The following is a 26,300-nucleotide window of genomic DNA, read 5'->3' on the forward strand; positions in this document are numbered from 1 at the left end:
GTACAGCGTGCACCGCACGTAGGGGACTCCGATGCCGACAGCAACGAGGGATCGCTCGTGACATCTTCCGACAAGCCGGAGAACGAGACTTCGCAGTCTCAGCAGGACGCGGAGTCGTCCTCGGTCATCACCGAGTCCAAGGCCGACGGCACGGGTTCCGGCACGGACGCACCGGCCACCGGCGCCACGGCTTCCCAGGAGCAGGAGGAGCTCGGTGGCACGGACACGCCGCCCCCGTGGCAGCGTGGCACCGCGTCGAACTCCACCGAGGAGGTCGCCGCCGACCAGTTGCCGTCGGCAGGGGGCATGTTCGCGGCGGACTCCGCGTCTCACCCGGACTCCGAGTCGACCCAGCAGATTCCCCGGCCGGGGTACCGGCCCGGTGAGTCGGCGTCCGAAACGGCTTCCGAGTCGACGACGGCGAACCGCACGACCGTCTCGTTCACGGGGGCGTCGTCCGCCCGCTCGGAAGGACCAGGCGTCTCGTCCCGACGGCCGAGTCGTGGCCCGCGGCGGGCGAGCCTGCAGATCAAGCGCCTCGACCCGTGGTCGGTGCTGAAGTTGGCGCTGGTGCTCAGCGTCGCCCTGTTCTTCGTGTGGATGATCGCCGTGGCGGTGCTCTACGGGGTCCTCGACGGTATGGGCGTGTGGGACCAGCTCAACGGCACGTTCACCGAGCTGACCCAACCCGACGACCCGGCGAGCGAGCCGCTGATCAGCGCAGGCAGGGTCTTCGGGGTCGCTTCCATCATCGGCGCGGTCAACATCCTGCTCATCACGGCCTTGGCGACGGTGGCGGCGTTCATCTACAACGTGGCCGCCGACTTCGCAGGCGGCGTCGAGGTCACGCTGTCCGAGCGCGAGTGAGTCATCGGGGGTGGTGACGTCGGAACCGGCCCACCACCCCCGGCTGCGCGCATGCCCCCACGTGAAAGGGGCGGGCGCCGTCCTGTAATGTTCACAGCACACCACGGGCCTATAGCTCAGGCGGTTAGAGCGCTTCGCTGATAACGAAGAGGTCGAAGGTTCAAGTCCTTCTAGGCCCACCACCCGTGCGTCCCTCGACCGGTGTGTCGTGCCGTGGATGTTCCGGGATCGGAGAACACGAGGAGGGACCGGAAATGAAGAAGCTGCTCGTTCTCGCCGCAGTCGCCGGTGCTGTTCTGTTCGTCGTCCAGCGCAACCGCGCCGCCAAGGCCGCCGAGGCGGACCTGTGGCGCGAGGCTACCGCTGCCGAGGTCTGATCCTGTCGACCGCACGCGCGCCCGAGCGGCGCCGGGCGAAATCCGGGCGCCACGTTGATCCACTCAGCGGCGCCTACTCGGGGACGTAGCTCAATTGGTAGAGCACCGCTTTTGCAAGGCGGGGGTCAGGGGTTCGATTCCCCTCGTCTCCACACAGTGTGACCAGCGAACGCGCGGTTCGGCTGATCGTCTCATGCGGTCTCTGACAGTCGATCTGTCGGCTATGGGACTGGCGATGGGACTGAATCGCCGCGTGTACCCAAGGCACGCGCCTCGAACACGGGTCGGCGCAACCTGACCATCGGTATCGCATCACGCTTGCTACTGAGCTCGTGATCGTTCGATAGCGTCGCAGGATGCGTTGGCGTGGGGTGCCCGGGACCCCGGCCGACGCAGGCTCGGTGGGTTCAGGCCCACGAGCCCGGCTCGCCGAAGTCGCCCGTTCCGGGCGCTGCTGTCGTCCGGCAGGTCCTTGATTCGGCGCAGCTCGGTTTCGTGCAAGCCTGCCGAACGCCGTCAGCTCGTCGGTCTCGGGGCGCTGGGCGACCTCGTCGTCGGTCTTGTCCGGTTCGGAGAAGTACCGTTCCCGGATATCGCTGATCTTCATGAACTTCTTCGCCGTACCCGGCGGGAGGACGGGCAGCGTGTCGAACAGCAGATCGTGCACGTCGTGGTCGGGATGCGAGCCACCACCGGGAAGGTCGCCGGTCTGGCGAGCAGTCCCTGTGCGAGCTCGGCGGGAAGATCCGTGGATGGTTTCGTGCGGTGAGAACCCGCCGGTGGCCGACCTTGCGTAGGCAGCCGCAGAACAGTCGGCGCACAGTCGCCGGTCTTACCTGCGGCTACATTTCCTCGTGGACGTCGGGGTCTCCGCCGAACAGGCGACCGTCGTCTCTGGCCAGCCCACTGATCGCCGTGACTTCCGCGTCGGTGAGTTCGAAGCCGAAGAGGTCGAGGTTCTCCAGCTGGCGCTGCGGGTCCGCCGACTTCGGTATCGGCAGCGCCCCCAGCTGCAGCTGCCACCGTAGGACCACTTGGGCGGGTGTGACGCTGTGCGCTGCCGCGGCGTCGGTCACCGGTCGCTCGGTGAACGGGGCGCTGCGTTTGCCCAGCGGGCTCCATGATTGCGTTTGAATTCCCAGCTCGGCATCGACCTCGCGCATCGCAGCCTGCGGGAAGTACGGGTGCAGCTCGATCTGGTTGACTGCGGGTGTGACTTCGCTGTCGTCGATGACGGCGTGCAGGTGTTGCTCGGTGAAGTTGCTGACGCCGATGGAGCGCACCAAGCCCCGCTCGCGGACGTCGACGAGGGCGCGCCACGCTTCGAGGTACTTGCCGACGCCGGGGTTCGGCCAGTGGATCAGGCACAGATCGAGGTGGTCGAACCCGCTCCTGCGCAGGGACCCTTCGACCGACTCCACGGCCAGCGAGTACTCGTGGTGCCTGCCGGGGATCTTCGTCGTGATGTGCACGTCCTCCCGAGCCACGCTCGATGCGCGCACTGCCCGGCCGACTTCCTCCTCGTTGCCGTAGTTGACGGCGGTGTCGAGCAGCCGATAGCCGCTCTCAAGGGCGGCGCGGATCGCCGCTGTTCCCCCGTCGCCACTCAGCGAGACCGTGCCGAAGCCCACCGCAGGCAGGGAGTTGCCGTCGTTCAGCTCGTAAGAAGGGATCGCAGTCACTCGCGCAGCCTAGCTCGCTGACTGCGGCGACAGCAGAAGTCGGCGGCCAGCGGGAGGTGGCTGCGAACGCAGTTGAGCATGACGCGTTCCGTATGAAATTTCATTGTTGTGTGAAACACGTGTCGTTTATGATGGTTCCATGACTGAGGAAGCAGGCGAGGAACGCAACACGCGGGTGCTGCGGTACGTCGAGCGCTTTGCTCAGGTGCTCGAGGAGTCCGGGGTTCCGCGGATGCCGGCACGGGTGTTCGCCTACGTCCTGGCTGAGGACAGCGACCGCTACACGGCCGGCGATCTCGCCGCCGGCTTGCAGGTCAGTCCTGCTGCGATCTCCGGCGCGGTTCGCTACCTCGTGCAGGTCGGGCTGGTGACCAAGGAACGCGAGCCCGGCATGCGCAGCGACCTGTACCGGATCGACGATCGGGACGTCTGGTCGCGGATCTTCCTGCAGCGTTCAGACCTGCTCGGTCACTACGAGAAGGCCGCCGCCGAGGGCGTCGAGACGCTCGGACCGGACACTCCCGGCGGCAGACGGATGCGGGAGAGCCAGGAGTTCTTCGCCTTCCTGCGCGCGGAGCTCGAAGCGACGATGACTCGGTGGCGCGAGTACCGGTCCCAGCTCGATCTGGACCGGTGAGCACTCGTTCTCGTCCGGTCCCGGCAGTTCACCCACCACGAGCACTTGGGAGGTCCGACATGACCAGCTCGACAACGCCGATGACCGAGGGGATCCCGGCCATCGGCAGCCCCGAGTTCGCTGCCGACCCGCAGGGGCACTACGCATGGCTGCGCGAGCACGCACCCATCGCGCAGACCAAGATCGATTACGGGCCGGTCTCCCAGCCGATCTGGGTGCTCGCGCGGTACGAGGACTGCCGGGCCATGCTCACTGATCCCCGTCTGCCCCGCTCGCCCGGGGGTGGTTCGGCGCTCGCAGCGGGTTTGCCCGAGCATGTCCGCATGGTGAGCGAAGAGTCGCTCATCATGAAGGACGGCACCCAGCACAAGCGTCTGCGCGCGCTGGTCGCCAAGCCCTTCACCCCGAAGGTGATCGAACGACTCGGTGAGCGGGTCCGCGCGCTGGCCACCCATCGTCTCGACGCACTGGCCGGACAGGATGTCCTCGATCTGCGGCAGGAGTACGCCCTGCCGATCCCCTTCACCGTCATCGCCGACATGGTCGGAGTGGGCGAGGCCGATCGCGCACGATTCCAGCTCGGGGTGACCGCCATGCTCAGCAACTTCGAGGGCACCCGGCAGGACTGGGACGCGAAGATCCGCGATCTGACCGAGTTGGTTCGCGAGCTGGTGGCCCGCAAGCGTGCCGAGCCGGCCGACGACATCCTCACCGGTCTGATCCAGGCCGAAGAGGACGGCGATCGCCTCTCCGAGGACGAGCTCGTGGCCATGGTGTTCACGCTGATCGTCGCCGGCTACGAGACCACGTTCAACCTGATCACCAACGCGGTGGTCACCCTGCTCGACCACCCTGACGATCTCGCCCGCTTGCGCGAGGCACCCGAGGACACGGCGCTGTGGCGCTCGGCCGTCGATGAGGTCGTGCGCTTCGCAGGCCCGGTCGGCGGGACGAAGCCGGCCACTTCCGTCGAGGACATCACCTGGTACGGGCAGACCGTCCCCGCCGGGGCCACGGTGATTCCCTTGCTGGGCTCGGCCAACCGGGATCCGGCGGCTTTCGACGAGCCGGACCGGTTCGACATCACTCGCACCCCCAATCATCACCTCGGGTTCGGCCACGGCCCGCACTTCTGTCTCGGGTCCAACCTCGCCCGGATGGAAGCCCGCGTGGCTGTGCAGGTGCTGCTCGCCCGGCACCCGGCGATCTCGCTGGCTGTCCCGCGCGACGAGCTCGCCTTCGAGCCGATGCCGTTGTGGACCCGATACCGACAGCTGCCCGTCCGCCTGGGCTGATGGGAAGGAGAATCGATGCGTATCGACGTCAACTGGGACCGGTGCGCCGGTAACGGCCTCTGCGAGTTCGAGACCGACAAGTATTTCGAGGTCCACGACGACGGCACGCTCGACGTGCAGCAGTGGGAGGTCGACGGAGGGGACGAGCAGCAGGTCCGTCGTGCAGTGGCGGCCTGCCCTACCGAGGCGCTTTCGCTCATCGAGTAAGGAGTCCTCTTCACGGCCGAGCTAGCGGAACAGGCGACCGTCACACGGCGCGTCCTCAGGCCATGCAGCCGTGGCGTGCCCACTGCAGGCGGCGGGGGTGCGACGGGTTACGGGTTCTCGGTGTGGCCGGGGCGATCACGCTTGCGGCGCAGGCGTTTCGTTGTGCGCCACACGCCGAGCATCGCGTTGACCAGTGTGGACTGGCCCCCGAGTTCCACGACCGTGCGTTTGATGCGGTCGACCGGCGCCTGTTGCCGGTGCTCACGAAGACGCCGCTCCGCTTCCTGTGCCCTGATCAGCAGCGAGTCTCGATCCTGCATTCCGCTCGTGTGCACAAGCAGACCGGCGATCGAGTCCGTGGCGGCGTCGAGCAATCCCGCCTGGTCGAGGCCCTCGGGTTGGTCGAACGCGTCGTTGCCGGGCAGTAGCTCGCTGAGGTCGCCCACGACGGGGAAGTCCTGGGTTTTGAGGTGGGCGACGAGTTGATCGGTGTAGTCGCGCACCCAGGGCGCCCAGTCGGCGGGCAGCGTGATCCGTGTCTTGTTCGTACGGCGGGCGAGAACGTGGTGCGCGAGAACCTCGCGGGTCAGCAGCACCCGGTGCCAGACGGGAAAGTCAGGCAGGGTCTCGTTGACGCGCCGCAACACCTCTGCGCCTTCGACGCCGAGCGACGAATTCGCCCGCACATCCGTGTCGAACCCGTTCGGGTCGATACCCAGCACGGAAGTGAACCGCTCCCACAAAAGGTCCGGCGGTGACCCCGGCGGGGGGAGGGTCAAGACGTGCACCCGCTCTGCCTGCACCACGGAACTCCAGCGCCGGAGCACGTCGGCGACGTCGTGAACCTGCCAGAACCACTCCGTGCGTTCGTCTTTGTCGGCCGTGATGTCGCCCAGCCACGTAGCGAACGGCCGCGTGTCGCAGTCTTTGACGTGTTCCTGCCACTCAGCGGGAAACAGCTCGGTCAGACCGCGTGTGGTGTAGACGACGTGGACTTCTGCGGGAGCCAGCGAGGCGACCGCACGGTCCACCTCCGTGACCGTGCAGGCGGCGAGCCGCTCGTCCGAGACGACCACGAGGTCGCTGTCGCTCTCGCGGATTTCGGCAGCCATCGCGTCCCACGCACCCGCCCAGCGCTCGCGCGGATCGTCCTCGTCCTGGTCCAGCCCGCAGAGGTCGAACCCCGCCCGGAAGTGATCCTCCGGCTCCGCGCCCGGCAGGCACACGCCCCGCTGCTGCAGCGTGTCGAGGTTCTTCCAGAGCACGCCCTGCAGAAAGGTGGTTCCCGTTTTGGGCGCGCCGACGTGGAGGTATACGCGCGGACCCTTCGGTTCGGACGCCGCAGACATGGCAGCGCAGTGTAATGCCTGGCGTTGCTGAAGAAGCCGACGACCGCGCCGTGTCCGCGGCAGTTCAGGGGCGGGCTCGGCTCTCGTCCGGCTGGTGGGTGGCCTTGAACTGATCACGGGCCCCTCGTTCAGGAACGGTCAGGGCCAGCACCATTCCGGCGAGGGCGATGGCGGCCAGGATGTAGAAGATGCCGTTGAGGCTCAGCCCGGCGGCGACCAGCAGCCCGCCGACCGTCGGGCCTGCCACTCCGCCGAGCCGTCCGAACCCGGCGCACCAGGCGACCCCCGCGCCACGCACCTCGGTGCGGTAGTAGTTCGCGACGAAGCCGTAGATCAGGGTCTGCGTCCCGCTGGTCCCGAGGCCCACGATCGCGACGAACGGCAGCAGCAGCGCGAGGTTGTCACTGGTCGTGAGCAGGGCCAGGCTCACAGCTCCGATGAAGAAGCACGCGGCGACGACGCGCTTGGCCCCGAAACGATCGGCGACGCGCGATCCGAACAGCGCCCCGACGATCGCGCCGCCGTTGAGGATCAACAGGAAGGTCAGCGATCCCTCGGCGCTGAATCCGGCCGTCTCCATCAACCTGGGCAGCCACGTGTTCAGCGAGTAGACGAGCAAGAGCCCGGTCGCGCTCGTGAAGCCGAGGACGATCGTGGGCAGCAGGTAGGTCCGTGTGACCAGCCCGGCGAATCCCGCTCGCGACTGCGAGCCGTCCTCCTGAGAACCGGAGGTCCGGGTGGCCTCGGCCGCAGGCTCGTTCGGCACCGGCACGCCGGTGCGCGCGGAGACGGCACGAGCCTCCTCGAGCCGGCCGCGCGCCGCCAGCCAGGCGACGGACTCCGGAATCTTGAGCAGCATCAGCGGGACGAGCGTCACCAGCGGCAACGCGCCGATCAGGAACATGCCTCGCCAGCCGACCACAGGCAGCAGCAGGATGGCCAGCAGGGCCGCGAGTAGGCTGCCGAGCGGCACACCGCCGTAGACGATCGCGTTGGCGAGGTTCTTCTTGCCTGGCGGGGCGAACTCGGCCACGGTGGCGGCGGTGATCGCCAGGAGGGCGCCCACGCCGAGCCCCGTGCCGAACCGCAGGAGACCGAACGCGGTGGTCGAGGACGTGAACGCGGTGATCGCCATGCCCACTCCGAACCAGGCGACCGAGCCGATCATGAGCTTCCGGCGTCCGACGACGTCGCCGATGCTGCCCGCGAGGAGCGCACCGACCAGGACACCGAGCAGGGCATAGCTGCCGAGCGCACCGCCGAGCGCGGGGTCCACCGGGCCGATCAGGGACGGATCCTCGAGGAACTGGGGCAGCACCGTTCCGTAGACGACGATGTCGTAGCCGTCGAACATCAGTCCTGCCGTGGCGAGGGACACGACCCAGATCAGGGTTCTGCGCTGCGCGGCCTCAGCTCCGGCTCGTTCGACGGCGGTCACGAGGGCTCCCTTCGACGTCAGGTGTCTCGAAGATGAGCGCACTACTGCTGAGAAGAAAGAAGATTCCTTCGTGCAGAATCCAGACCGCCCAAGTCACGGGCAGGTCAGGTCGGTTCCACGGCTGTGGCCTGCTCAACTGTTCTGGGAAGTAGGCAGAACTCGTTGCCTTCGGGGTCCGCGAGGACGACCCACGGCACGTCGGGGCGCTGACCGACATCGACCCGGCGGGCACCGAGGCCGAGCAGCCGCGTCAGCTCGTCCTCGGTGGACACTCCGTCGGCACGGATGTCGAGGTGCAGCCGGTTCTTCACGGCCTTGTGCTCGGGGACTTGTGGCACGTCGATGGTGGGCCAAGAGCCGTCGGCGGGGCCGATCTCGATGACCTCGTCGGCATCCTCGACGTCGATGATGCTCCAGCCGAGTACCTCGCACCAGAACCGGGCGATGACCGACGGATCCACCGCGTCGATCGAGAGAACTGCCATTCGACTCGTCATGCGGTTAGTGTGCCCCAGGCGCTCCATGCACGGTGTACGTTCACGTGCTGACGCCGCGTGGCGAAATGTGGCGCGGCGGTGACGAGACAGCGACGAGTGTGAGCCACTCTTCCGGTTATCGGAAGGGTGGCTTTTGTGCGCATGACAGGCCCAGGAACATTCCGCTCCGCGACCGTCCGGACCTCGACGCGGGTGGCGGTCGAATCGGACAACCACCCGCACGCGGAACGTCCGCGTGCGCAACTTGCGGAGGTTCCATGTCGACGCAGGCGACGAGTCGCGCGCGTTGGGCGATGGCGTTGTGTTGGATCGCCGTGCTGCTGGACGGCTTCGATCTCGTCGTACTCGGTTCGGTCCTGCCGGTGATGCTCGACGAGGGCGTATGGGGGCTGACCCCGGCGAGCGCGTCGGTGGCCTCCACCGTCGGCCTGGTCGGGATGACGATCGGTGCGCTGGCGATCGGAACCGTCACGGACATGATCGGGCGACGGAAGGCGCTGATCTTCGCCGTCGCGAGCTTCTCGGTGTTCACGGCGCTGTGCGCGGTGGCACCGTCGGTGTTCGTGTTCGGGCTGCTGCGGTTCCTGGCCGGTCTCGGACTCGGCGGTTGCCTGCCGACCGCCATCGCCCTGGTCACCGAGTACTCGAAGGAAGGCCGCAACGGTGCGGCCACCACCACGATCATGACGGGCTACCACGTGGGTGCGGTGCTCACCGCGCTGTTGGGCCTCATGGTGCTCGCTCCGTTGGGTTGGCAGGCGATGTTCCTCATCGGTGCCGCCCCCGCCGTGGTGCTCATCCCGCTGATGGTGAAGTTCCTGCCGGAGTCCGAGTCGTTCCTGCGGGTCAAGGAGTCCGCCCGGACGCGGGGCGGTCTGGACGCGGTGGCGTCGTTGTTCCGCGGCGGTCTGGCACGCGCGACGGTGGCGTTCTGGGTCGCCTCGTTCATGGGTCTGCTGCTGGTCTACGGCTTGAACACGTGGCTGCCGGAGATCATGCGAGCGGCCGGCTATCCGCTGGGCGCGGCGCTGGGTCTGCTGCTGACACTGAACATCGGCGCGTGCGTGGGCCTGGTCATCGCAGGCCGGGTCGCCGACAGCGTGGGTGTGCGCCCCGCCGTGATCTTCTGGTTCGTCGCGGCCGCGGTCTCGCTGGCGTTGTTGAGCGTGAAGCTGCCGGTCGTCGGCCTCTACGCGGCCGTGTTCGTCGCCGGCGTGTTCGTCTTCAGCGCCCAGGTCCTCACCTACGCCTACGTGGGGCGGGTCTACCCGGCGGACAATCGGGCGACCGGACTCGGCTACTCGGCCGGCGTCGGACGGCTCGGTGCGATCTGTGGCCCGCTGCTCGGTGGTGCGCTGCTCACCGGCGGGATCGCCTACCCGTGGGGCTTCTACGCCTTCGCGGCGGTCGGTGCGGTCGGTGCGGTGGCGGTCGCCTTCGTGCGCAGCGCGGCGGCGCGGGAGAGCAAGACGCTCGAGGCGGACACCGCCGAGGTCGGCTGACGGTGGTTGCCCAGCGCGCGGGACAGCCCGCGCGCTGCGGCACGCACCGCCGGGACCAGCGTGTACGGGTCGGTGTCCGACGCGGGGACGACGACCGAGAGCGCGGCGATGACCGAGGAGTCCGGTCCGCGCACCGGGGCGGCGATCGACTGCGTGGACGACTCGATCTGGCGGTCGCTGATCACGTAGCCCTCGCGGCGCACGTCGGCGAGGCGGGTGCGGAGTTCCTTCGGCGACGAGATGGTCCGGTCGGTGAAGGTCTTCAGCGGCTGCGCGAGGATGCGTTCCTGCACGTCCGGGTCGGCGTGGGCGAGCAGCGCCAGTCCGACGCCGGTCGCGTGTACGGGCAACCGCCCGCCGGGCCGCGACGAGACGTTCACGGCTCGGTGACCGGAGATCCGTTCGAGGTAGACCACCTCGGTGCCGTCGAGGACGGCGAGTTGCACGTTCTCGTGCGTGGCCTCGTAGAGGTCCTCGAGGAACGGCAGCGCGGTGTCGCGCAGACCCGGCCCGCGCGGCGCGAGCGAGGCGATCTCGTAGAGGCGGAGACCGACCCGGTACCGCCCGTCGAGATCGAGCTCGAGTGCACCCCATTGGGTGAGTTCACCGACGAGCCGGTGGGTCGTGGTGAGGGGCAGCCCGGTACGGCGGCTCAGCTCGGACAGTGTCAGAGCCGGGGCACGTTCGGTGAACGCGTCGAGGATGCTGAACGCCCGTCCGGTCACGGTGTGCGGTGCTGACGTCATCAGTTCGATGGTGTGGCAGCCAACCGCGCAGGTGACGGCGCCGATTTCCGCTGAACGGGAGATGTGAAGTGTTCGACCCTCGGCGCGGCGAGCTAGTTCGCGGACCGTGCCGAGGGCCGTGGCGGTGCCGCACCGCGTGCACCACCGCCACGGCCGTGAGTGTCCGCGCGCATTGCGCTGCACCGAGACACACTGCGTCGTCCGGTCCCCGCCGGCTACGCAGGCCGGCCACCGGCGGGTTCTCACCTCGTGGCCGGCGAGGACAGCGTCGACGTGCTGGAGAGTCCCTGCCTGACGTCGACGATCCCGCAGCCGGCCGCGAGGGGTGGTTCCGCGACGGAACCACCAACGCAGGCCCGTCCGCGCAGACTCGTGGTGCTCACGCTTCCCGGTCGGAGCCCAGGCGGGAGGTGCCCGCATCCGTGTGCGTCGGCCCCACCCCGTTCGTCGAGCTCGCGTGACGCCCACCGTCGGCGTCGTGGCTCGGGAACCGGTCCTCTTCGGCGTCCGCGGGCAGTGGGTACTCCTCAGGGCGGCGGGACAGCGCCACCGCCGCGACCGCGGCCAGCGCCGCGAGAACCAGCAGCACCCACGGCCACTTCCGGCGCTTCGCCGGTGTGGGGTCGATCCGGGACGCGAGTTCCTTGCGGACAGTGTCGGCGTTGTCCGCGAGCTGCTGACGCGACTTCGCCCGCTTCTTGCGGCCCTTCGCGGCCTTCTTCTCCCACTCCTTGCGGGACTTGGCCGCCTTCTTCTCCCACTCCTTGCGTGCCTTCGCGGTCTTCTTCGCCAGCTGCTTGCGGGACATGCCGGTCGTCCGCTGCGCCAGTCGTTCCTGCAGGTCGTCGGTGTCGACCCCGTGGTGGGCGAGCTCCTGTTCGGCCCTGGCCACAGCCTGCTTGGAGACCTCGCGGCCCACCTTCCCTGCCTGGGTCGCGCCCTTGCGGGCCTCGCGTACCCCGGTGCCCACGGCCTTGCCGACCGACTCGCCGGCTCGCGACATGGCCTTCACCTCGTCCATCGTCTGCCTCCTCGGCCGGTCGTCCGGCCCTTGTTCTCCTTCGACGGCGTCCCCTCCGACAGTTACCAGAATCGAAGTACGGACGCGTCCTACGTGACGATCACCCCCAATACTGCACCCTGGACGCACCATCGCGCTCATTGATGGCAGGATGGTCGAGTGGCTGAAGAGAACGGATCGCTCGTCGGAACGAACGTGACCGCGACTCTGCACACCTCGCAGGGCGACATCCGAATCACGTTGTTCCCGAACCAAGCGCCCAAGACCGTCGACAACTTCGTCGGCCTCGCCGAAGGCACCAAGGACTACAGTTCGCCGAACGCCCGAGGTGAGCGTTCGGGGCCGTTCTACGACGGCGTCATTTTTCACCGGGTCATCGAGGGATTCATGATCCAGACGGGTGACCCGACGGGCACCGGCCGGGGCGGCCCGGGCTACCAGTTCGGCGACGAGTTCCACCCCGAGCTGCAGTTCAATCGCCCGTACCTGCTGGCGATGGCCAACGCGGGGCCCGGTACCAACGGCTCGCAGTTCTTCGTCACCGTGGGTGCGACGAGCTGGTTGAACTACAAGCACACGATTTTCGGCGAGGTCTCCGACCAGGAGTCCCGCGACGTGGTCGACACCATCGCCGCGACCGCGACGGGTCAGGGTGACCGTCCGGTCAACGACATCGTGATCGAGAAGGTCACCGTGGAGCGCGACGGGGCCTGAGGTGTCCGATCAGACCGGCCCGACCAGCGGTGCAGAGGGCGCCCCGCCGCCGCAGATGCCGGCGTGCGTGCGGCACCCGGACCGGCCGACGGGGCTGCGCTGCACTCGCTGTCACCGTCCGGCCTGCCCGGAATGCCTGCGTGACGCCTCGGTCGGTCAACACTGCGTCGACTGCGTCGCCGAGGCGAAACGCACCACCCGCGAGCCCGTGACGGTCGCCGGCGCGAGGGTGTCGACGACACCGGTCGTGGTCCCGGCCCTGATCGGCCTCAACGTGCTCGTCTACGTCGTCACGGCGGCGTTGGCGGGCAACCTGATGCAGAACACGGGTTCGGGGTTCTTCCAGTCGTGGACCCTGGTGCCGATGTACACCGCCGACGGCGACTGGTGGCGGATCCTGACCTCGGGTTTCCTGCACATCGGTGCGGTGCACCTGCTGATGAACATGCTGGCGCTGTGGGTGCTCGGCCGCGACCTCGAGGTCGTCTTCGGGTGGCTGCGGTTCATCGCCGTGTACCTGTTGTCACTGCTCGGCGGCAGCGCTGCGGTGTTCTTGATGGGCGACATGGCGCAACCCGTGGCCGGTGCCTCCGGCGCGGTGTACGGCTTGATGGGTGCGATCGCGGTGGCCGCGGTCCGGCTGAAGCTGAACCTGCGGCCGATCCTGGTCGTCATCGCGGTGAACGTGATCATCAGCGTCACCATCCCGGGCATCTCGCTGCTCGGACACCTCGGCGGCATCGTCGTCGGTGCGCTCACCAGCGCGGCGTTGCTCTACGCGCCAGCGAAACGGCGCACCACATGGCAGCTCACGGCCCTGCTCGGGGTATTCGTGTTGATCGCCGCCCTGTTCGTCACCCGTGATCTGCAGCTTGCCGACCTGGTCTGTCGAATGACGGCCAACGGCCGTGCGTGCGGCGTGCTCGGGTGAGGGTCACACCGCCGCCGCTCGGATGCGTTTGAGTTCGACCACGACGTCTCGCGGCTCCTCTCCGAGGTCGAACCGGCCGAGAATGATCAAGCCGCCGGGCTGGTCCTCTTCGGGAACGTCGATCTCCAGCAGTTCGACACTTCGGCCGAGGCGTTCGGTGCGTCGGACCCGTACGTCGACGTCGGACCACGGCCACTGCTGCTCACCGGTGAGGCCGCGCACGGCGACGCCGTCGGAGTCGGCGGCGAGACGCGGTCGAGCGTGGACGAGGTACGCAGACACGGCGGCGAGGCACACGGTGAGCAGACCGACGAACACCGCGTCGGTCGCGGTCGTGGTGATCCACCACCACACGGCGGCGGCGGCCGTGAGCACGAAGCCCGTCACGATCAGGCCCAGTGGGGTGGACCAGCGGCGCGGAGTATCGATCTCGGCTGTCACGGCCCCAGTGTGACGGACGTGTGCTCAAGCGCTACTCAAGTTGTCCACAGGAGTTGTCCCCATTGGGGATGACTTACACCCGTGTTGTTCGAAAACCGAACGTCAAGATCCGGTCAGGGCAATCCGGTACGGCTCAGCGCCACCGCATGGTCATGAGCAGGCCGATGATCATGAAAGCGAAGCCGACCGCGAAGTTCCAGGCGCCCAGGTCCGACATGAAGGGGATCCGCTCTCCGGCCAGGTAGTTCACGACCAACCACAACAGGCCTACCAGCATCATGCCGAGCATCACGGTCACGTACGCCGGATGCGACGGGCCGAGGTGCTTCGCCTGCACCGGGGTGCGGCGGTCGAGCGGCGCGGCGGAGTTGTCCTTCTTGCGGACCTTGGACTTCGGCATGGCGTCCTCGCGTGGTGGTGCGGCCGTCCCGGGCCTCGAACCCGGAGCCGACCGCGTGATCGAGCTGTTCGTCTCAACGAGATCCGGCCGGGGCGGACCATGCAGGCCCAGCGCCGTCGCAGCCGGTTCTCCTCACCCCACGTTAACGCAATCGGGGCGCCCACCGAACACCCGTGGGTCGCGAGGCGGAAGGTGTTGCCGTCTCGTCACCGACCCCGTGGCCACCGGCCCGGCATCGCTGCGCACAGCCTCCCGTAGGGTGTGGGACGTGCGAGTACTCGTCGTCGACAACTACGACAGCTTCGTCTACAACCTCGTGCAGTACCTGGCCCAGCTCGGCGCCGACTGCGAGGTGCGCCGCAACGACGTCGTCACCGACGACGACGTCGCGGCCGCCGACGGGGTCCTGCTCAGTCCCGGGCCGGGCACGCCGGACCGATCCGGCCGGACGATGGACGTCGTCCGGCTGTGCGCACGGACCTCGAAACCGCTGCTCGGGGTGTGCCTCGGGCACCAGGCAGTCGGCGCGGTTTGGGACGGCGTCGTCGACCGGGCGCCGGAGCTGCTGCACGGCAAGACCAGCGAGATTCTCCACGACGACAGCGGAGTGTTCGCCGGGCTGCCGCAGCCGTTCGTCGCGACCCGGTACCACTCGCTGATCGTCCGTGCGGACACCGTCCCTGACGAGTTCCTGGTCACCGCACGCAGCGCCGACGGGATCGTCATGGGCATGCGCCACCGTGAGCTGCCGATCGAGGGCGTGCAGTTCCACCCGGAGTCGGTGCTCACCGACGGGGGCCACCGGCTACTCGCGAACTGGATGGCCGCAGGCGGACACCCCGTGCCGGACACGGTCGTCGACGATCTCGAACGTGGCATGCGTCAAGTCGCCGCAGCCGCCCACCGCTGACCTTTCTGAGAGCTCCTAGCAGTAGGTTTGCTCGGTGGGTCGGGTGGCGGAACCTCAGCGCCCTGCTCGCTGCGGGATCGATTTCTTGAGTAGCAACCTACGCTGCGACATCGCTGTCCTCGCGAGCAGGGCGCTGAGAACCCGCGGGTGGTCCGGCTGCGTACGTGGTTCGACAGCGTTCTTGCCGTCTACGCAGACCGGGCCACGGGACCACCCACGACGCGAAACGACCCCGCACGTCCTCTAGTTGGGGAACGGGAACAGGCCGCCGTCGTCGTCGTCCTCCGGCGACGTCGTGCTGCTCCCGGCGTCGAGCGAGCCGATGAACAACGTGATCGACTGGTTCTTCGAGATCGGCGAGCCCTCGGTGGGCTGGCTCTCGACCACCTTGTTGATCATGGTGAAGTCGTCGACCGGACGCTTCGTGGTCGAGATCTGACCGTTCCAGCCCGCCTGCCGCAGCGCCTGCTGGGCCTGCCGCTCGTTCATACCCCGCACCGACGGCATCGTGATCTGTTCGCCGTTGGAGACGGTCAGCTTGATCGGCGAGCCGGGTCGCACGGTCGTGCCGCTCGTGGGGTTCTGCTCCAGCACCGTGTTCGCGGGCTCCGTGGAGTCGGTCTCCTCACGGTTCACGGTGAACCCGGCGCCCTCCAGCGTCGCCTTCGCAGCGTCGAAGGGCTGGTCGGTGACGTCGGGGACCGAAACCTCCCGCACCGGGATCCCGAGAGTGACCACGATCGTCGTGCCCTCCTCGGCGGTGCCTTCGGCGCTCTGCGCGACGATCTTGCCGATCTCGTTCTGGTTCTCGGTCTCCTGGTCCTTGGTGACCGGGCTGAGCTCCAGGCCGACGTCGCGCAGCAGCGAGTCCGCCTCCTCCACGGTCTTGCCGCTCAGGTCGGGAACCTGAATCTGGCGCGGACCGCTGCCGACACAGAGGTTGATCGGCTGGGTCTTCGGGATGAGCGTGCCGCCCTGCGGGTCCTGCTGCACGACCCGGCCCGACTGTTCCTTGGTGGAGGGGCACTGGTTCCACTGCGGGACGTTCCAGCCTTCGTTGTTGACCTTGAGCGTGGCCGCCTGCTCGGTCATGTTCATGAAGTTCGGCACCGGCAGCCGCTCGGCTTCGTCGGCGCCGCTGAACATGAGACTCGCCGCCCACGCCACCAACGCGAACGCACCCACGCACAGCAACGTGACCAGGGCGATCATGCCGTTCTTGCGGCGCTTGCGTTTGCGCTCCTGCTCGTAGGCGTAGTCCTCCTCCGAGTCGGCGAGCGCGTCCGGACGGTGCCTGCCCGGCACGACCTCGGTCGCGGCGGCGGGCGCGGCCATCATCGAGGTCCGCTCCTCCTCCGACATGACCAGCGGCGCCTTCGGACGTTGCCCGGACAGCACCCGTACCAGGTCGGAGCGCATCTCGGCCGTCGACTGGTAGCGGTTCGCCGGATTCTTGCTCAACGCCTTGAGCACCACCGCGTCCAGCGACGCCGGAACCTGCGCGTTGAGGTCGGACGGCTTGCGCGGGTCCTCTCGGACGTGCTGGTAGGCGACCGCCACCGGCGAGTCCCCCGTGAACGGCGGCTCCCCGGTGAGCAGTTCGAACAGCACACAGCCCGCCGCGTACACGTCGCTGCGACCATCCACCGACTCACCGCGTGCCTGCTCCGGCGAGAGGTACTGGGCGGTGCCGATGACCGCCGCCGTCTGGGTCACCGCGGCCTGGCCGTCGGCCAACGCGCGGGCGATGCCGAAGTCCATCACCTTCACCGCACCGGAGCGGGTGATCATGATGTTCGCCGGCTTGACGTCGCGGTGCACGATGCCGTGCCGGTGACTGAAGTCCAGCGCAGCGGAGGCGTCGGCCATGACCTCCATCGCGCGGCGCGGCGGCAGCGGACCCTCGGACTTGACGATGTCGCGCAGGGTCCGGCCGTCCACGTACTCCATGACGATGTACGGGAGCGTGGCACCGTCGACGTCGGTCTCACCGGTGTCGTAGACGGCCACGATGGCCGGGTGGTTGAGTGCGGCGGCGTTCTGCGCTTCCCGGCGGAACCGGAGCTGGAACGTCGGGTCGCTGGCGAGGTCGGCGCGCAGCACCTTCACGGCCACGTCTCGGCCCAGGCGCACGTCGCGGCCGCGGTGGACCTCCGACATCCCGCCGTAACCGAGCGTGTCGCCGATCTCGTAGCGGTTGGAGAGTAGTCGCGGAGAGCTCATCGATGCGTCGTCCCGATCCTCGTCAACGGTCGTCCCATCATGCTGACGCGCCCTCCCGTGACATCAGCCGTTGCTCGGCAGCTGCTGGAAGTGCGGTCCCCCCGACTTCGGTGTCCCGTGTGGTGGTGCTGGTGGTCGTTGGGTCCATATCCAAGCGGATGAGAGCCCCCTCGGACGCGGCGGGTCCCTCCGCGACCACCAGGGTGGTGGTCCGCTCGGACGTGGTCGTTCCGGGGGCCGGAGCGCTGCTGACGAACACTTGCCACAACACCCAGGCTCCCACTGCCGCCACGACGACCAGCGCCGCGACGACCAGCCCGATCCACAACCCGATCCGGCTGCGTGGGCGCGGCGCCGGATACGGGGGGATCACCCCGGGAGGCAACGTGCCCGCGACCTGGTGCATTCCGGTCGTGGGGCCGGGTGTGACAGCGCTCGCGTGCGCGAGCTGCTGCGGAATCGGGTGTGAACCCGTGTGGTGCCGTTCCGGCCGAGGCTGTTGCGGCACCAACGCCGCTGGCGCGGGCAGCGGCAGGCCCGAGCGCACGGTGGTGACCGCCTGCGCGAACTCGCCCCCGGTCGCGTAGCGGCGACGCGGATCCTTCACGAGTGTGGCCTCGACCACGGCGCGTGCCGCGGGCGGCACGTCCGCGTGCAGCGGTGGCGGTGCGTCGCGGATGTGCATCATCGCCACGGTCACCGCGTTGTCCGACAGAAACGGCCGGTGTCCCTGCAGGCACTCCCAGCCGACCACGGCCAGCGAGTACACGTCGCTGGACGGGGTCGCGTCCCCGCCGAGAGCCTGCTCGGGGGCGATGTAGTGCGCGGTGCCCATCACCATGCCGGAGCGGGTCACCGGTGCTGCGTCGGCGGCCTTGGCGATCCCGAAATCGGTGAGTTTCACCTTGCCGGTCGCGGTGACCAGGATGTTTCCCGGCTTGACGTCCCGGTGGACCAGGCCGCGTTCGTGCGCTGCCTGCAACGCGTGGCCGGCCTGTTCGAGCATGTCCAGCACGCGGTCGGCGTGCATCCGGCGTTCCCTGGCCAGGATCCCGGCGAGCGGCTCGCCCTCGACGAGCTCCATCACCAGGTAGGCGGTGTCCTTCGGCCCGTCCGGCACGGCAGCCGTCTCGCCGTAGTCGTGCACGGCGGCGATACCGGGGTGGTTCAGTGAGGCCGTGGTGCGCGCCTCGGTGCGGAACCGGTGCAGGAACTCGGCGTCGCCGCACAGCTCGGGCTTGAGCACCTTGACCGCGACCGTGCGATCGAGCCGCACGTCGGTGGCCTCCCACACCTCGCCCATGCCACCGACGGCGATACGCCGCCCGAGGTGGTACCGCTCGGCGAGGAGTTGGCCCGTGGTCAGCACTCAGCGACCCCCCTGCAGGCCCGCTCGGATGACCTCGCGGCCGATCGGGGCGGCGATGGACCCACCGGTGGCCTCGGCGCCTTCGTCGCCGCCGTTCTCCACGATCACCGCGAGCGCGATCTGCGGGTCACTGGCGGGCGCGAAGGCCACGTACCAGCCGTGCGGCTGGTCGGCGGCGTCGCCGTGCTGGGCGGTACCGGTCTTCGATGCGATCTCGACGTTCGCGATCTTGCCGGAGCCCTTCGTGCGCTCCTCGGACTGGACCATCATGTCCCGCAGCTGTCCGGCGACCTCGGGCGAGACCGCCTGCTCGAGCTTCTGCGGGTCCATCTCGTCGATGGTCTCCTTGTCCGGGGCCACGGTGCGCTTGACCAGCTCCGGTTTCATGAGCGACCCGCCGTTGGCGATCGCCGAGACCATCATCGCGTTCTGCATCGGCGTGACACGCACGTCGCGCTGCCCGATGCCGCTCTGGTACAGCGCGGCGGCGTCCTCCATCGGGCCCATGTCGGATTTCGCGACCCGCATCGGGATGTTGAGGTCCTGGCCGAACCCGAACGAGGCGGCGGTTTCGCGCATCTTCTCGGCGCCGACGTCGCCTGCGATCTCGGCGAACGCGGTGTTGCACGAGCGGGCGAGGGCCTCGGTCAGCGGTGCCGTGGAGCCGCTGCCGCAGTTGTTCCCGTTGTAGTTCGGCAGCCGCGTGTTCGTGTTCGGCAGCGTGATCGACGAAGCAGCCTGCACCGGGCTGTTCGGCGTGTACCCGCTCTCCAGTGCGGCCGCCGCGGTGATCATCTTGAACGACGACCCGGGCGGGTAGATCTCGGAGACCGCCCGGTTCGTCATGGGATCGCCCTCCTGCGAGTTGAGCGCGTTCCACTCCTGTTCCAACTGCTCGGCGCTGTGGCCGGCGAGCCGGTTCGGGTCGTAGGACGGGGCGTTGGCCATCGCCAGGATGCCGCCGGTCTTCGGGTCCAGCGCGACCACCGAGCCCTCGAAGCCCTTGCTGGTCAGCTGCTCGTATGCGGTGCGCTGCATCGCCGGATTGACCGTCAGCTCGACGTCGGCGCCGGCCGGTTCGCGCCCGGTGACGAGGTCGGAGAGCCGGGTGAACGCGAGGCTGTCGTCGGTGCCGTTGAGGATGTCGTTCTGGGCGCGTTCGATGCCGTTCGAGCCGTAGACGAACGAGTGGTAGCCGGTGACCGGGGCGAACGCCGGTCCGCCAGGGTAGTTCCGGAGGAACCGCAGGTTGTCGTTCGTCTCGGTCGAGTTCGCCAGCGACTCGCCGCCCGCGATGATCTGCCCGCGCGGACGGGAGTACTCGTCGTAGAGGGTGCGGCTGTTGCGCTGGTCGTTGCGCAGCTCGTCGGCCTTGATCACTTGGACGTAGGTGGCGTTGGCCATCAGCAGCACGACCATCGCCATCATCGCGATCGCGACTCGCCGGAGTGGTTTGTTCATCGGGGACGCTCCACCAACTCGGTATGCGCTTCGGCGATCGGCGCCTGCTTCGGCTTCGGCGTGCTGGGCGTCTGTGGCCTGCGCGCCGCGTCGGAGATACGCAGCAGCAGGGCGACCAGCATGTAGTTGGCGAGCAGCGACGAACCGCCGTAGGCCATGAACGGCGCGGTCAGACCGGTGAGCGGGATGAGGCCGGTGACCCCGCCGACGACGACGAACAGTTGCAGCGCGATGGCGAACGACAGGCCGCCGCCGAGCAGCTTGCCGAAGGAATCGCGCACCGCCAGCGCGGACCGCAGGCCGCGCATCATCAGCAGCAGGTACATCATCAGCAGTGCGGCCAGCCCGACGAACCCGAGTTCCTCGGCGAACGACGCGATCACGAAGTCGCTCTGCGCGAACGGGACGATGGCAGGTCGCCCACCGCCGAGGCCGGTTCCACCGATGCCTCCGGTCGCCATCCCGAACAGGGCCTGCTGGAGTTGATAGGCGCTTTCGCTCTCCAGCGGGTTGAGCCAGCCGTCGACGCGCTGCTGCACGTGCCCGAACATCGGGTAGGCGATGGCGCAGCCCACGCCGAACAACGTCAGGCCGATGAACACCCACACCGCTCGTTCGGTGGCGATGTAGAGCATCACCAGCAGGATGCCGAAGAACAGCAGCGACGTTCCGAGGTCGCGTTCGAGCACCACGATGCCGATGGACAGCGCCCACGCCACGAGCAGCGGGGCGAGGTCGCGGGGGCGGGGGAAGTCCACGCCGAGGAACCGGCGGCCCGCGGTGGTGAACAGGTCGCGCTTGGCGACCAGGTACGCCGCGAAGAACACCATCAGCAGGATCTTGGCGAACTCACCCGGCTGGATGGACAGCGGTCCGAGGCGCAGCCAGATCTTCGCCCCGTTGATCTCGGGGGCGAGCATGCTGGGCAGCACGGCAGGCAACGCGAGTGCCACGAGACCCGTGAGTCCGCAGGTGTAGGCGTACTTGGCGAGCGTGCGGTGATCCTTGACCAGCCCGAGCACCAGGCAGAACAGGATGATGGACACGAGGGTCCAGAGGACCTGTTTCGGGTTGTCGGCGGTGAACGTCGCACCGGACCCGGCGGCTTCCTCCGCGTTGCCGAGGTCGACCCGGTGGATGACGACCAGCCCGAGCCCGTTGATCAACGCCACCAGCGGCAGGATCAGCGGGTCGGCGTGCGGCGCCCAGCGACGCACCGCGACGTGTGCGAGTCCGAACAGCCCAAGGAACGCCGCCCCGTAGTACAGGATCTGCCGGGTCAGGGTCGCTTCCTGGTTGATCTCCACCAGCACCAGCGCCGCGGTGACGATCACGGCGGCGCCGATGAGCAGGAACAACTCGGTGCCCCGCCGAGCGGTGGCTCGCGGAGCCGGTGCGGAGCCGGCGGAGGTGGCTCCGGCTGCGGCGACCGGCTGAGACATCAGCTCACCGTCCGGCAGGTGACACCCGGTTCCTGCGCCGGTGTGTTCAGCGGGGTGGCTTCCGGGTTGGGTTGCTGGTCTGGACGGTCGCCCGGCTGCTGAGCGTCCGGCGGAGGATCGTCAGGCCCGGGCGGCGGGGCGGGCTCGCCGGGCCGGTCACCGGGCTGGTCCGGGTTCGGCTGCTCGCCCGGCTGGTCCGGGTTCGGCTGAGGGGTGGGCTGCGGGTCGGGCTTCTCGCACTCCGGCAGCAGCGCGGTGGCCCGCAGTTGCTGGATCGACGCCCGGGCTTCGTCGAGGCCGTTGACCTCGGTGATGCCGTTGCGCACGTCCGGACGCTGCGCCTGCTGCAAGTCCTTGATGTTGATGGTCTGGCAGCCTGCGGGCGCGCCCGGTGCGCAGGAGCCCTCGACCTCGCGATGCAGCGCCACGCCGAGCGCGGAACCCTGCATACCCTGGTAAATCACGACGTTGTCGTCGGTGTTGAGTCCGATGAAGTACTGCCTGTCCAGCCACCAGCGGCCGACCAGGGCGATCCCCGCGAGGACGACGAGCACGCCGACCACCGCGAGGACGGGAATCCACCAGCGCCGCTTCTTCGCCTCGGGCGGCGGGGTGGTCGGATCGACCCGCTGGGGTTGCGGGCGCGGCATCGTGGCGGCGGAGGCACGCGCAGCGGCCGAGTCCGGCTGCGGTGCCTCCTCACCATTTCCCGCGGCCCCCCCGACGATGGGGGCGTTCTCGCCGAACTCGACGTCGACGACGTCGGCGACGACGACGGTGACGTTGTCGGGGCCGCCGCCCTTGAGGGCGAGCTCGATGAGCCGGTCGGCGCACTGCTGCGGGTCGTTGATCCGCAGCGCTTCGGCGATCGTCTCTTCGCTGACCACACCGGAGAGTCCGTCGGAGCACAGCATGTAGCGATCGCGGGCCCTCGCTTCACGCACGGTGAGGCTGGGCTCGGTCTCGTGGCCGGTCAACGCCCGCAGTAGCAGCGACCGCTGCGGATGGTTGGCGGCTTCTTCCTCGGTGATCCGGCCTTCGTCGATCAGCGACTGGACGAAGGTGTCGTCGTGGGTGATCTGGGCGAATTCGCCGTCGCGCACGAGGTAGGCGCGGGAGTCGCCGATGTGCACCAGGCCGAGCTTGCTGCCCGCGAACAGGACGGCGGTCAGCGTGGTGCCCATCCCGTCCAGGTCCGGGTCGCTGGCGACGAGTTCGGAGATCGCGCCGTTGCCGGAGAACACCGCGTCGCGGAGCTGGCCGAGCAGGTCGTCACCGGGTTCGTCGTCGTCGAGCGGCGCGAGGGCCGCGATGACGACCTTGCTGGCGACCTCACCGGCGGCATGGCCACCCATGCCGTCCGCGAGGGCGAGAAGTCGTGGGCCGGCATAGACCGAGTCCTGGTTGTTGGAACGAACCAGGCCGCGGTCGCTGCGGGCTGCGTAGTGGAGGACTAGGGTCATGAGCGCAGCTCGATCACCGTCTTGCCGATTCTGATCGGAACGCCGAGCGGGACCTTCGTGGGACCCGTGACCTTCGCCCGATCCAGGTATGTGCCGTTGGTGGAGCCTAGATCCTCCACGTACCAGTCCGTTCCTCGGAGGGACAAACGCGCGTGTTTGGTCGACGCGTAGTCGTCGTCCATGACCAATGTGGAGTCGTCGGCGCGACCGATCGTGATCGGCCTACCCTCCAGTGAGATGCGGGTCCCGGCCAGCGCACCGTGGGTGACGACGAGCTGCCGCGGGGCCTTGGTGCGGCCTCGCGACGCCTTGCCGCCCGACGCCGAAGCGCCCGGAACGGGCACTCGCATCCCGGACGCGGAGTGGAGGTCGGAACGCACCACGCGCAGCGCGGCCAGCACGAACAACCAGAGCAGGGCGAGGAACCCTGCTCTGGTCAGCTGAATGACCAGCTCTGGCACTTGTTGTGAACGCTCCTACTCCGTGTCCTGGTCGGTGTTCCCGCACTGCGCCGGCGGGACCGGCGCAGTGCGCAGCGGGTTTCTCAGCCCTGGCTGCGGAACACCAGCGACGAGTGGCCGACGCGAATGACGTCCCCGTCGGCCAGTTGCCAAGTCTGCACCGGGGTGCCGTTCACCGTGGTGCCGTTCGTGGACCCGAGGTCGGCGAGCATGGCGCTGTGGCCGTCCCAGGTGATTTCGATGTGCTTGCGCGACACACCCGTGTCGGGGAGCCGGAACTGGCCCTCCTGGCCACGCCCGATCACGTTCGAGCCGTGCTGCAGCGTGTACGAACGGTTCGATCCGTCGTCGAGCTGCAGGACCGCGCTGAGCTGCTGGCCCGGAGCGGGGTAGCCGCCCGGAGCGCTCGGCGGGTAGGCGCCGCCGGGCTGCGCGTACTGGTCGGGGAAGCCACCGGACGGCGGGTAGGCGCCGCCGGGCTGCGGGGAGTAGCCCTGCTCGAATCCGGGCTGCTGGCCGTAGCCGGGGTCGTAACCCGGCTGGCCGTAGCCCTGGTCGTACCCGGGCTGCTGGCCGTAACCCGGCTGCTGGCCGTAGCCGGGGTCGTATCCGGGCTGGGAGTAGCCCTGGTCGTAGCCCGGGTGCGGCGGCGGAGCCGCGTAGGCCTGTGCCGGGTAGTCGGGGGCCGGCTGCCCGTAGCCCTGTCCGTAACCCTGCGGGTAGCCCTGGTCGTACCCGGGCTGGAACTGCTGGCCATAGCCCTGGTCGTAGGCGGGCTGACCGTAGCCGTAGTGGGGGTCCTGGCCGTAGTGGGGGCCCTGGCCGTACTGGCCCTGGCCATAGCCCTGGTCGTAGCCGTACTGCGCCTGCTGGCCGTACGGATCACCCTGGGGGTAGTGGCCTGGTGGCTGGCTCATGGGTCGGTCTCCTGCGGTACGAGGTGTTGCCGGCCGTCGGCTTACGTCGGGGTCGACGGACGATCTGATTCGGAACTGTCCCGTGTGCAGCGTTTCAGAGCGCTCCAGGGAGACTACGACGTCACCATAGGTGTCCCACCCCTGTTCGGTGAGATGCTCCTGGACGCAATCGGCGAGAAGGTTCGTGACCTGCTGTTCCTCCTCGCCTGCGAGCCGATCGTGGTCGGCAGGGCTCAACTGCACCACGAAGTGGTTGCAGGCGAGTAACCGCCCCCCTGCGAGCTCCCTGACCTGCAGGTCGGCTTCCCGCTGCAGTGCCTGGGCGACCTCTTGTGGGACGACCTTGCCACCGAACACGCGCGCGAAGCTGTTCCCGACCATGCCTTCGAGGCGGCGCTCGAAGCGCTGCACGAGGCCCACGGCGATCCCCTTTCACGCACTCGACTTCTTGAGCCATCCTATCTGTGCCATCGGACGGTGACACCGACTAGTTACGAACAGGGGCGTGACCCTCGCGGAAGTCCCTCGTCAGCGCGTGCTAGTGTTGCTCAGCCAACACGGCAACGGGCCCGGCGAGGAGTGATCGGCCCGCTGTCGGAGGCCGAACGCGGAAGTAGTACGCTGGCTCCGCAGTACCGGCCAGTCACGCGCGAGTGGCGGAATGGCAGACGCGCACGGTTCAGGTCCGTGTGTCCGTAAGGACGTGAGGGTTCAACTCCCTCCTCGCGCACCACGGGGCGACGACGAAATCGCCCTCTTCGAACCGACGATAGTAAGGGCCCGCCGTTGGCGGGCCCTTACTTGTTGCGTTGTTCGATCACGGTGGTCGTGCATGTGCTGACGCGGCACAGTTCACGAGTGATCGCGGCGCGAAGGGGTTCTCGCCGTGTTGGGCAGCCCCGATCCGATCCTTGCGCCAGTTCGTCACATCGCCGCTACACCGTGCCCCGGCGAGCGTGAGCCTTTTTGGTGCCCATAGCCACCAAAAAGGCTCACGCGGGCGAGTCTCGGGGCGCGACCGACCTTGCCCGTGGTCGCGCTGCCTGCGGCAAGCCGACGCGCCGCCGCGAAGTGGTCGCGACCTTTGGGCAACTGGCTCGCCGCTACTCCGGGGGTTTCGGTACGAAGTCGCTGCTTCGGCGTAGGCGCGGAGTGATGTGGGCACGTAGCGGCACGATGGAAGGGTCGCCGAACGTTGACAGGCAAGTGGAGACTTGCCTATAAAGGGCTCGTGGACGCGAACCCCGAGCTTTTCAAGGCCATTGGCGACGGGACGCGACGGACGATCCTGGACGAGCTGGCCGACAAGGACGGACAGACGTTGTTCGAGATCTGCGGGCGCCTGACCGTGAAGCACGGCCTGGGCTCCTCGCGCCAAGCCGTCTCGCAGCACCTCGAGGTGCTCGAAAAGGCCGGCTTGGTGCATACCCGGCGGCAGGGCCGGTACAAGTTCCACCACCTCGACACGAGTCCGCTGCGTTCGATCGTCGAGCGGTGGCCCATCGATCGAGAGGAACCGAACCCGTGATCCGTATCAACATCACCAGTGTGTTCGTCGATGACCAGGCCAAGGCGCTCGCCTTCTACACCGACAAGCTCGGGTTCATCAAGAAGACCGACGAGCCTGCAGGCGAGGCGCGCTGGCTCACCGTCGTGTCGCCGGTCGATCCGGACGGCGTCGAGCTGCTGCTGGAGCCGGACGGCCACCCGGCGGCGGGTCCGTTCAAGAAGGCTCTGGCCGCGGACGGCATCCCGTTCACCCAGTTCGCCGTCGACGACGTGCACGCCGAGGTCGAGCGGCTCAAAAGCCTGGGTGTCGAGTTCACTCAGGACGCGACCGATCTCGGCCCGGTCGTCACCGCCGTCTTCGACGACACCTGTGGCAACCTGATCCAACTCGCCGCCCTGAACCAGGCGTGAGCCTTTTTGGTTGCTATAGCCACCACAAAG

25 protein-coding genes, 3 tRNA genes and 1 pseudogene are annotated in these 26,300 nt (G+C 68.4%); 14 read left to right on the forward strand and 15 right to left on the reverse strand.

Annotation, left to right across the window (positions count from 1 at the left end; genetic code table 11):
* Positions 1–57: 57 nt before the first annotated feature.
* The 4 genes and pseudogenes from GIY23_RS00040 to GIY23_RS00050 all read left to right on the forward strand — a co-directional run bounded on the left by GIY23_RS00040 (position 58) and on the right by GIY23_RS00050 (position 1,396).
* Positions 58–867 (forward strand): DUF3566 domain-containing protein, encoded by an 810-nt coding sequence (locus tag GIY23_RS00040; protein WP_154074796.1) that lies wholly within the window; start codon positions 58–60, stop codon positions 865–867.
* 105 nt (positions 868–972) lie between these two features.
* A tRNA-Ile gene (locus tag GIY23_RS00045) sits at positions 973–1,049 on the forward strand.
* A gap of 72 nt (positions 1,050–1,121) precedes the next feature.
* Positions 1,122–1,232 (forward strand): annotated as a pseudogene (locus tag GIY23_RS22745) (DLW-39 family protein); the annotation flags it as partial.
* 91 nt (positions 1,233–1,323) lie between these two features.
* Positions 1,324–1,396: transfer RNA gene (locus tag GIY23_RS00050), tRNA-Ala, on the forward strand.
* Positions 1,397–2,086: 690 nt separating this feature from the next.
* Here the strand turns inward: GIY23_RS00050 and GIY23_RS00055 are convergent.
* Positions 2,087–2,926, reverse strand: a complete 840-nt coding sequence (locus GIY23_RS00055; protein ID WP_154074797.1) for an aldo/keto reductase — start codon at positions 2,924–2,926, stop codon at positions 2,087–2,089.
* A 139-nt stretch (positions 2,927–3,065) separates the two neighbouring features.
* Here GIY23_RS00055 and GIY23_RS00060 point away from each other — a divergent pair, with 139 nt between their 5' ends.
* Genes GIY23_RS00060 through GIY23_RS00070 form a run of 3 tightly spaced genes read left to right on the forward strand, consistent with a single transcriptional unit; the run spans position 3,066 to position 5,065 of the window.
* Entirely contained in the window at positions 3,066–3,563 is a 498-nt protein-coding gene (locus GIY23_RS00060; protein WP_154074798.1) for a GbsR/MarR family transcriptional regulator, read from the forward strand.
* Positions 3,564–3,622: 59 nt separating this feature from the next.
* Entirely contained in the window at positions 3,623–4,858 is a 1,236-nt protein-coding gene (locus tag GIY23_RS00065; protein ID WP_154074799.1) for a cytochrome P450 family protein, read from the forward strand.
* A gap of 15 nt (positions 4,859–4,873) precedes the next feature.
* Entirely contained in the window at positions 4,874–5,065 is a 192-nt protein-coding gene (locus GIY23_RS00070; RefSeq protein WP_154074800.1) for a ferredoxin, read from the forward strand.
* Positions 5,066–5,172: 107 nt separating this feature from the next.
* On the opposite strand, the gene GIY23_RS00075 is transcribed toward GIY23_RS00070, so the two are convergent.
* From GIY23_RS00075 to GIY23_RS00085, 3 genes are all read right to left on the reverse strand, one after another.
* Positions 5,173–6,414: a hypothetical protein gene (locus GIY23_RS00075; RefSeq protein ID WP_154074801.1), complete on the reverse strand. Its 1,242-nt coding sequence runs from the start codon at positions 6,412–6,414 to the stop codon at positions 5,173–5,175.
* Positions 6,415–6,478: 64 nt separating this feature from the next.
* Positions 6,479–7,852 (reverse strand): MFS transporter, encoded by a 1,374-nt coding sequence (locus GIY23_RS00080; protein WP_228717456.1) that lies wholly within the window; start codon positions 7,850–7,852, stop codon positions 6,479–6,481.
* Positions 7,853–7,956: 104 nt separating this feature from the next.
* Positions 7,957–8,349 carry a VOC family protein gene (locus GIY23_RS00085; protein WP_154074802.1) on the reverse strand — a complete coding sequence of 131 codons (393 nt, stop codon included), beginning with the start codon at positions 8,347–8,349 and terminating at the stop codon, positions 7,957–7,959.
* Between the two features lie 257 nt (positions 8,350–8,606).
* Here GIY23_RS00085 and GIY23_RS00090 point away from each other — a divergent pair, with 257 nt between their 5' ends.
* A complete protein-coding gene (locus tag GIY23_RS00090) occupies positions 8,607–9,851 on the forward strand; it encodes an MFS transporter (RefSeq protein ID WP_154074803.1) in 1,245 nt (414 codons plus the stop codon).
* Here GIY23_RS00090 and GIY23_RS00095 read toward each other — a convergent pair.
* Positions 9,740–10,597, reverse strand: a complete 858-nt coding sequence (locus tag GIY23_RS00095) for an IclR family transcriptional regulator (protein ID WP_154074804.1) — start codon at positions 10,595–10,597, stop codon at positions 9,740–9,742. The genes GIY23_RS00090 and GIY23_RS00095 overlap by 112 nt on opposite strands.
* Before the next feature lie 379 nt (positions 10,598–10,976).
* Positions 10,977–11,618 carry a hypothetical protein gene (locus GIY23_RS00100; RefSeq protein WP_187351967.1) on the reverse strand — a complete coding sequence of 214 codons (642 nt, stop codon included), beginning with the start codon at positions 11,616–11,618 and terminating at the stop codon, positions 10,977–10,979.
* 159 nt (positions 11,619–11,777) lie between these two features.
* On the opposite strand from GIY23_RS00100, the gene GIY23_RS00105 reads away from it, so the two are divergent.
* Complete coding sequence (locus GIY23_RS00105; protein WP_187351968.1) at positions 11,778–12,332, forward strand: peptidylprolyl isomerase; 555 nt, start codon at positions 11,778–11,780, stop codon at positions 12,330–12,332.
* Between the two features lies 1 nt (position 12,333).
* A complete protein-coding gene (locus GIY23_RS00110) occupies positions 12,334–13,263 on the forward strand; it encodes a rhomboid family intramembrane serine protease (RefSeq protein ID WP_228717457.1) in 930 nt (309 codons plus the stop codon).
* Between the two features lie 3 nt (positions 13,264–13,266).
* Here GIY23_RS00110 and GIY23_RS00115 read toward each other — a convergent pair whose 3' ends face one another.
* Together GIY23_RS00115 and crgA are read right to left on the reverse strand one after the other, a co-directional pair.
* Complete coding sequence (locus GIY23_RS00115) at positions 13,267–13,704, reverse strand: PH domain-containing protein (RefSeq protein ID WP_228717458.1); 438 nt, start codon at positions 13,702–13,704, stop codon at positions 13,267–13,269.
* A gap of 133 nt (positions 13,705–13,837) precedes the next feature.
* Positions 13,838–14,104 carry a cell division protein CrgA gene (gene crgA, locus GIY23_RS00120; protein ID WP_154074805.1) on the reverse strand — a complete coding sequence of 89 codons (267 nt, stop codon included), beginning with the start codon at positions 14,102–14,104 and terminating at the stop codon, positions 13,838–13,840.
* Positions 14,105–14,372: 268 nt separating this feature from the next.
* Here crgA and GIY23_RS00125 point away from each other — a divergent pair, with 268 nt between their 5' ends.
* Complete coding sequence (locus tag GIY23_RS00125) at positions 14,373–15,014, forward strand: aminodeoxychorismate/anthranilate synthase component II (protein ID WP_154074806.1); 642 nt, start codon at positions 14,373–14,375, stop codon at positions 15,012–15,014.
* A 243-nt stretch (positions 15,015–15,257) separates the two neighbouring features.
* Here the strand turns inward: GIY23_RS00125 and pknB are convergent, their stop codons facing one another.
* The 7 genes from pknB to GIY23_RS00160 all read right to left on the reverse strand — a co-directional run bounded on the left by pknB (position 15,258) and on the right by GIY23_RS00160 (position 24,770).
* The gene (gene pknB, locus GIY23_RS00130) at positions 15,258–17,237 is read right to left on the reverse strand and encodes a Stk1 family PASTA domain-containing Ser/Thr kinase (RefSeq protein WP_154074807.1); all 1,980 of its coding nucleotides are present in this window, start codon (positions 17,235–17,237) and stop codon (positions 15,258–15,260) included.
* A 37-nt stretch (positions 17,238–17,274) separates the two neighbouring features.
* Positions 17,275–18,606 carry a protein kinase domain-containing protein gene (locus GIY23_RS00135; protein WP_154074808.1) on the reverse strand — a complete coding sequence of 444 codons (1,332 nt, stop codon included), beginning with the start codon at positions 18,604–18,606 and terminating at the stop codon, positions 17,275–17,277.
* Positions 18,607–20,067 (reverse strand): peptidoglycan D,D-transpeptidase FtsI family protein, encoded by a 1,461-nt coding sequence (locus tag GIY23_RS00140; protein WP_154074809.1) that lies wholly within the window; start codon positions 20,065–20,067, stop codon positions 18,607–18,609.
* Complete coding sequence (locus tag GIY23_RS00145) at positions 20,064–21,509, reverse strand: FtsW/RodA/SpoVE family cell cycle protein (protein WP_154074810.1); 1,446 nt, start codon at positions 21,507–21,509, stop codon at positions 20,064–20,066. The genes GIY23_RS00140 and GIY23_RS00145 overlap by 4 nt, the downstream gene beginning before the upstream one ends.
* A complete protein-coding gene (locus tag GIY23_RS00150) occupies positions 21,509–22,972 on the reverse strand; it encodes a PP2C family protein-serine/threonine phosphatase (RefSeq protein WP_154074811.1) in 1,464 nt (487 codons plus the stop codon). Before GIY23_RS00150 ends, GIY23_RS00145 begins: the two co-directional genes overlap by 1 nt.
* Positions 22,969–23,433, reverse strand: coding sequence for an FHA domain-containing protein FhaB/FipA (locus tag GIY23_RS00155; RefSeq protein WP_154074812.1), 465 nt, complete (start codon positions 23,431–23,433; stop codon positions 22,969–22,971). Before GIY23_RS00155 ends, GIY23_RS00150 begins: the two co-directional genes overlap by 4 nt.
* An 83-nt stretch (positions 23,434–23,516) precedes the next feature.
* On the reverse strand, positions 23,517–24,770 hold the full coding sequence (locus GIY23_RS00160; RefSeq protein ID WP_154074813.1) for an FhaA domain-containing protein: 1,254 nt from the start codon (positions 24,768–24,770) through the stop codon (positions 23,517–23,519).
* Positions 24,771–24,997: 227 nt separating this feature from the next.
* Here GIY23_RS00160 and GIY23_RS00165 point away from each other — a divergent pair.
* The 3 genes from GIY23_RS00165 to GIY23_RS00175 all read left to right on the forward strand — a co-directional run bounded on the left by GIY23_RS00165 (position 24,998) and on the right by GIY23_RS00175 (position 26,270).
* Positions 24,998–25,083 (forward strand) — tRNA-Leu (locus tag GIY23_RS00165).
* A gap of 498 nt (positions 25,084–25,581) precedes the next feature.
* Positions 25,582–25,878 carry an ArsR/SmtB family transcription factor gene (locus GIY23_RS00170; protein ID WP_154074814.1) on the forward strand — a complete coding sequence of 99 codons (297 nt, stop codon included), beginning with the start codon at positions 25,582–25,584 and terminating at the stop codon, positions 25,876–25,878.
* Positions 25,875–26,270 (forward strand): VOC family protein, encoded by a 396-nt coding sequence (locus GIY23_RS00175; protein WP_154074815.1) that lies wholly within the window; start codon positions 25,875–25,877, stop codon positions 26,268–26,270. Before GIY23_RS00170 ends, GIY23_RS00175 begins: the two co-directional genes overlap by 4 nt.
* Positions 26,271–26,300: the final 30 nt, after the last annotated feature.

It is taken from the genome of Allosaccharopolyspora coralli (genome assembly GCF_009664835.1).
GTDB lineage: Bacteria > Actinomycetota > Actinomycetes > Mycobacteriales > Pseudonocardiaceae > Allosaccharopolyspora > Allosaccharopolyspora coralli.

Excerpts from the sequence above, each read along its gene's own strand:
- GIY23_RS00100 (WP_187351967.1), bottom strand. The coding sequence starts at position 11,618 with ATGGACGAGGTGAAGGCCATGTCGCGAGCCGGCGAGTCGGTCGGCAAG.
- pknB (WP_154074807.1), bottom strand. The coding sequence starts at position 17,237 with ATGAGCTCTCCGCGACTACTCTCCAACCGCTACGAGATCGGCGACACG.
- GIY23_RS00075 (WP_154074801.1), bottom strand. The coding sequence starts at position 6,414 with ATGTCTGCGGCGTCCGAACCGAAGGGTCCGCGCGTATACCTCCACGTC.
- GIY23_RS00090 (WP_154074803.1), top strand. The coding sequence starts at position 8,607 with ATGTCGACGCAGGCGACGAGTCGCGCGCGTTGGGCGATGGCGTTGTGT.
- GIY23_RS00070 (WP_154074800.1), top strand. The coding sequence starts at position 4,874 with ATGCGTATCGACGTCAACTGGGACCGGTGCGCCGGTAACGGCCTCTGC.
- GIY23_RS00095 (WP_154074804.1), bottom strand. The coding sequence starts at position 10,597 with ATGACGTCAGCACCGCACACCGTGACCGGACGGGCGTTCAGCATCCTC.
- GIY23_RS00085 (WP_154074802.1), bottom strand. The coding sequence starts at position 8,349 with ATGACGAGTCGAATGGCAGTTCTCTCGATCGACGCGGTGGATCCGTCG.
- GIY23_RS00065 (WP_154074799.1), top strand. The coding sequence starts at position 3,623 with ATGACCAGCTCGACAACGCCGATGACCGAGGGGATCCCGGCCATCGGC.
- GIY23_RS00060 (WP_154074798.1), top strand. The coding sequence starts at position 3,066 with ATGACTGAGGAAGCAGGCGAGGAACGCAACACGCGGGTGCTGCGGTAC.
- GIY23_RS00140 (WP_154074809.1), bottom strand. The coding sequence starts at position 20,067 with ATGAACAAACCACTCCGGCGAGTCGCGATCGCGATGATGGCGATGGTC.
- GIY23_RS00150 (WP_154074811.1), bottom strand. The coding sequence starts at position 22,972 with ATGACCCTAGTCCTCCACTACGCAGCCCGCAGCGACCGCGGCCTGGTT.
- crgA (WP_154074805.1), bottom strand. The coding sequence starts at position 14,104 with ATGCCGAAGTCCAAGGTCCGCAAGAAGGACAACTCCGCCGCGCCGCTC.
- GIY23_RS00145 (WP_154074810.1), bottom strand. The coding sequence starts at position 21,509 with ATGTCTCAGCCGGTCGCCGCAGCCGGAGCCACCTCCGCCGGCTCCGCA.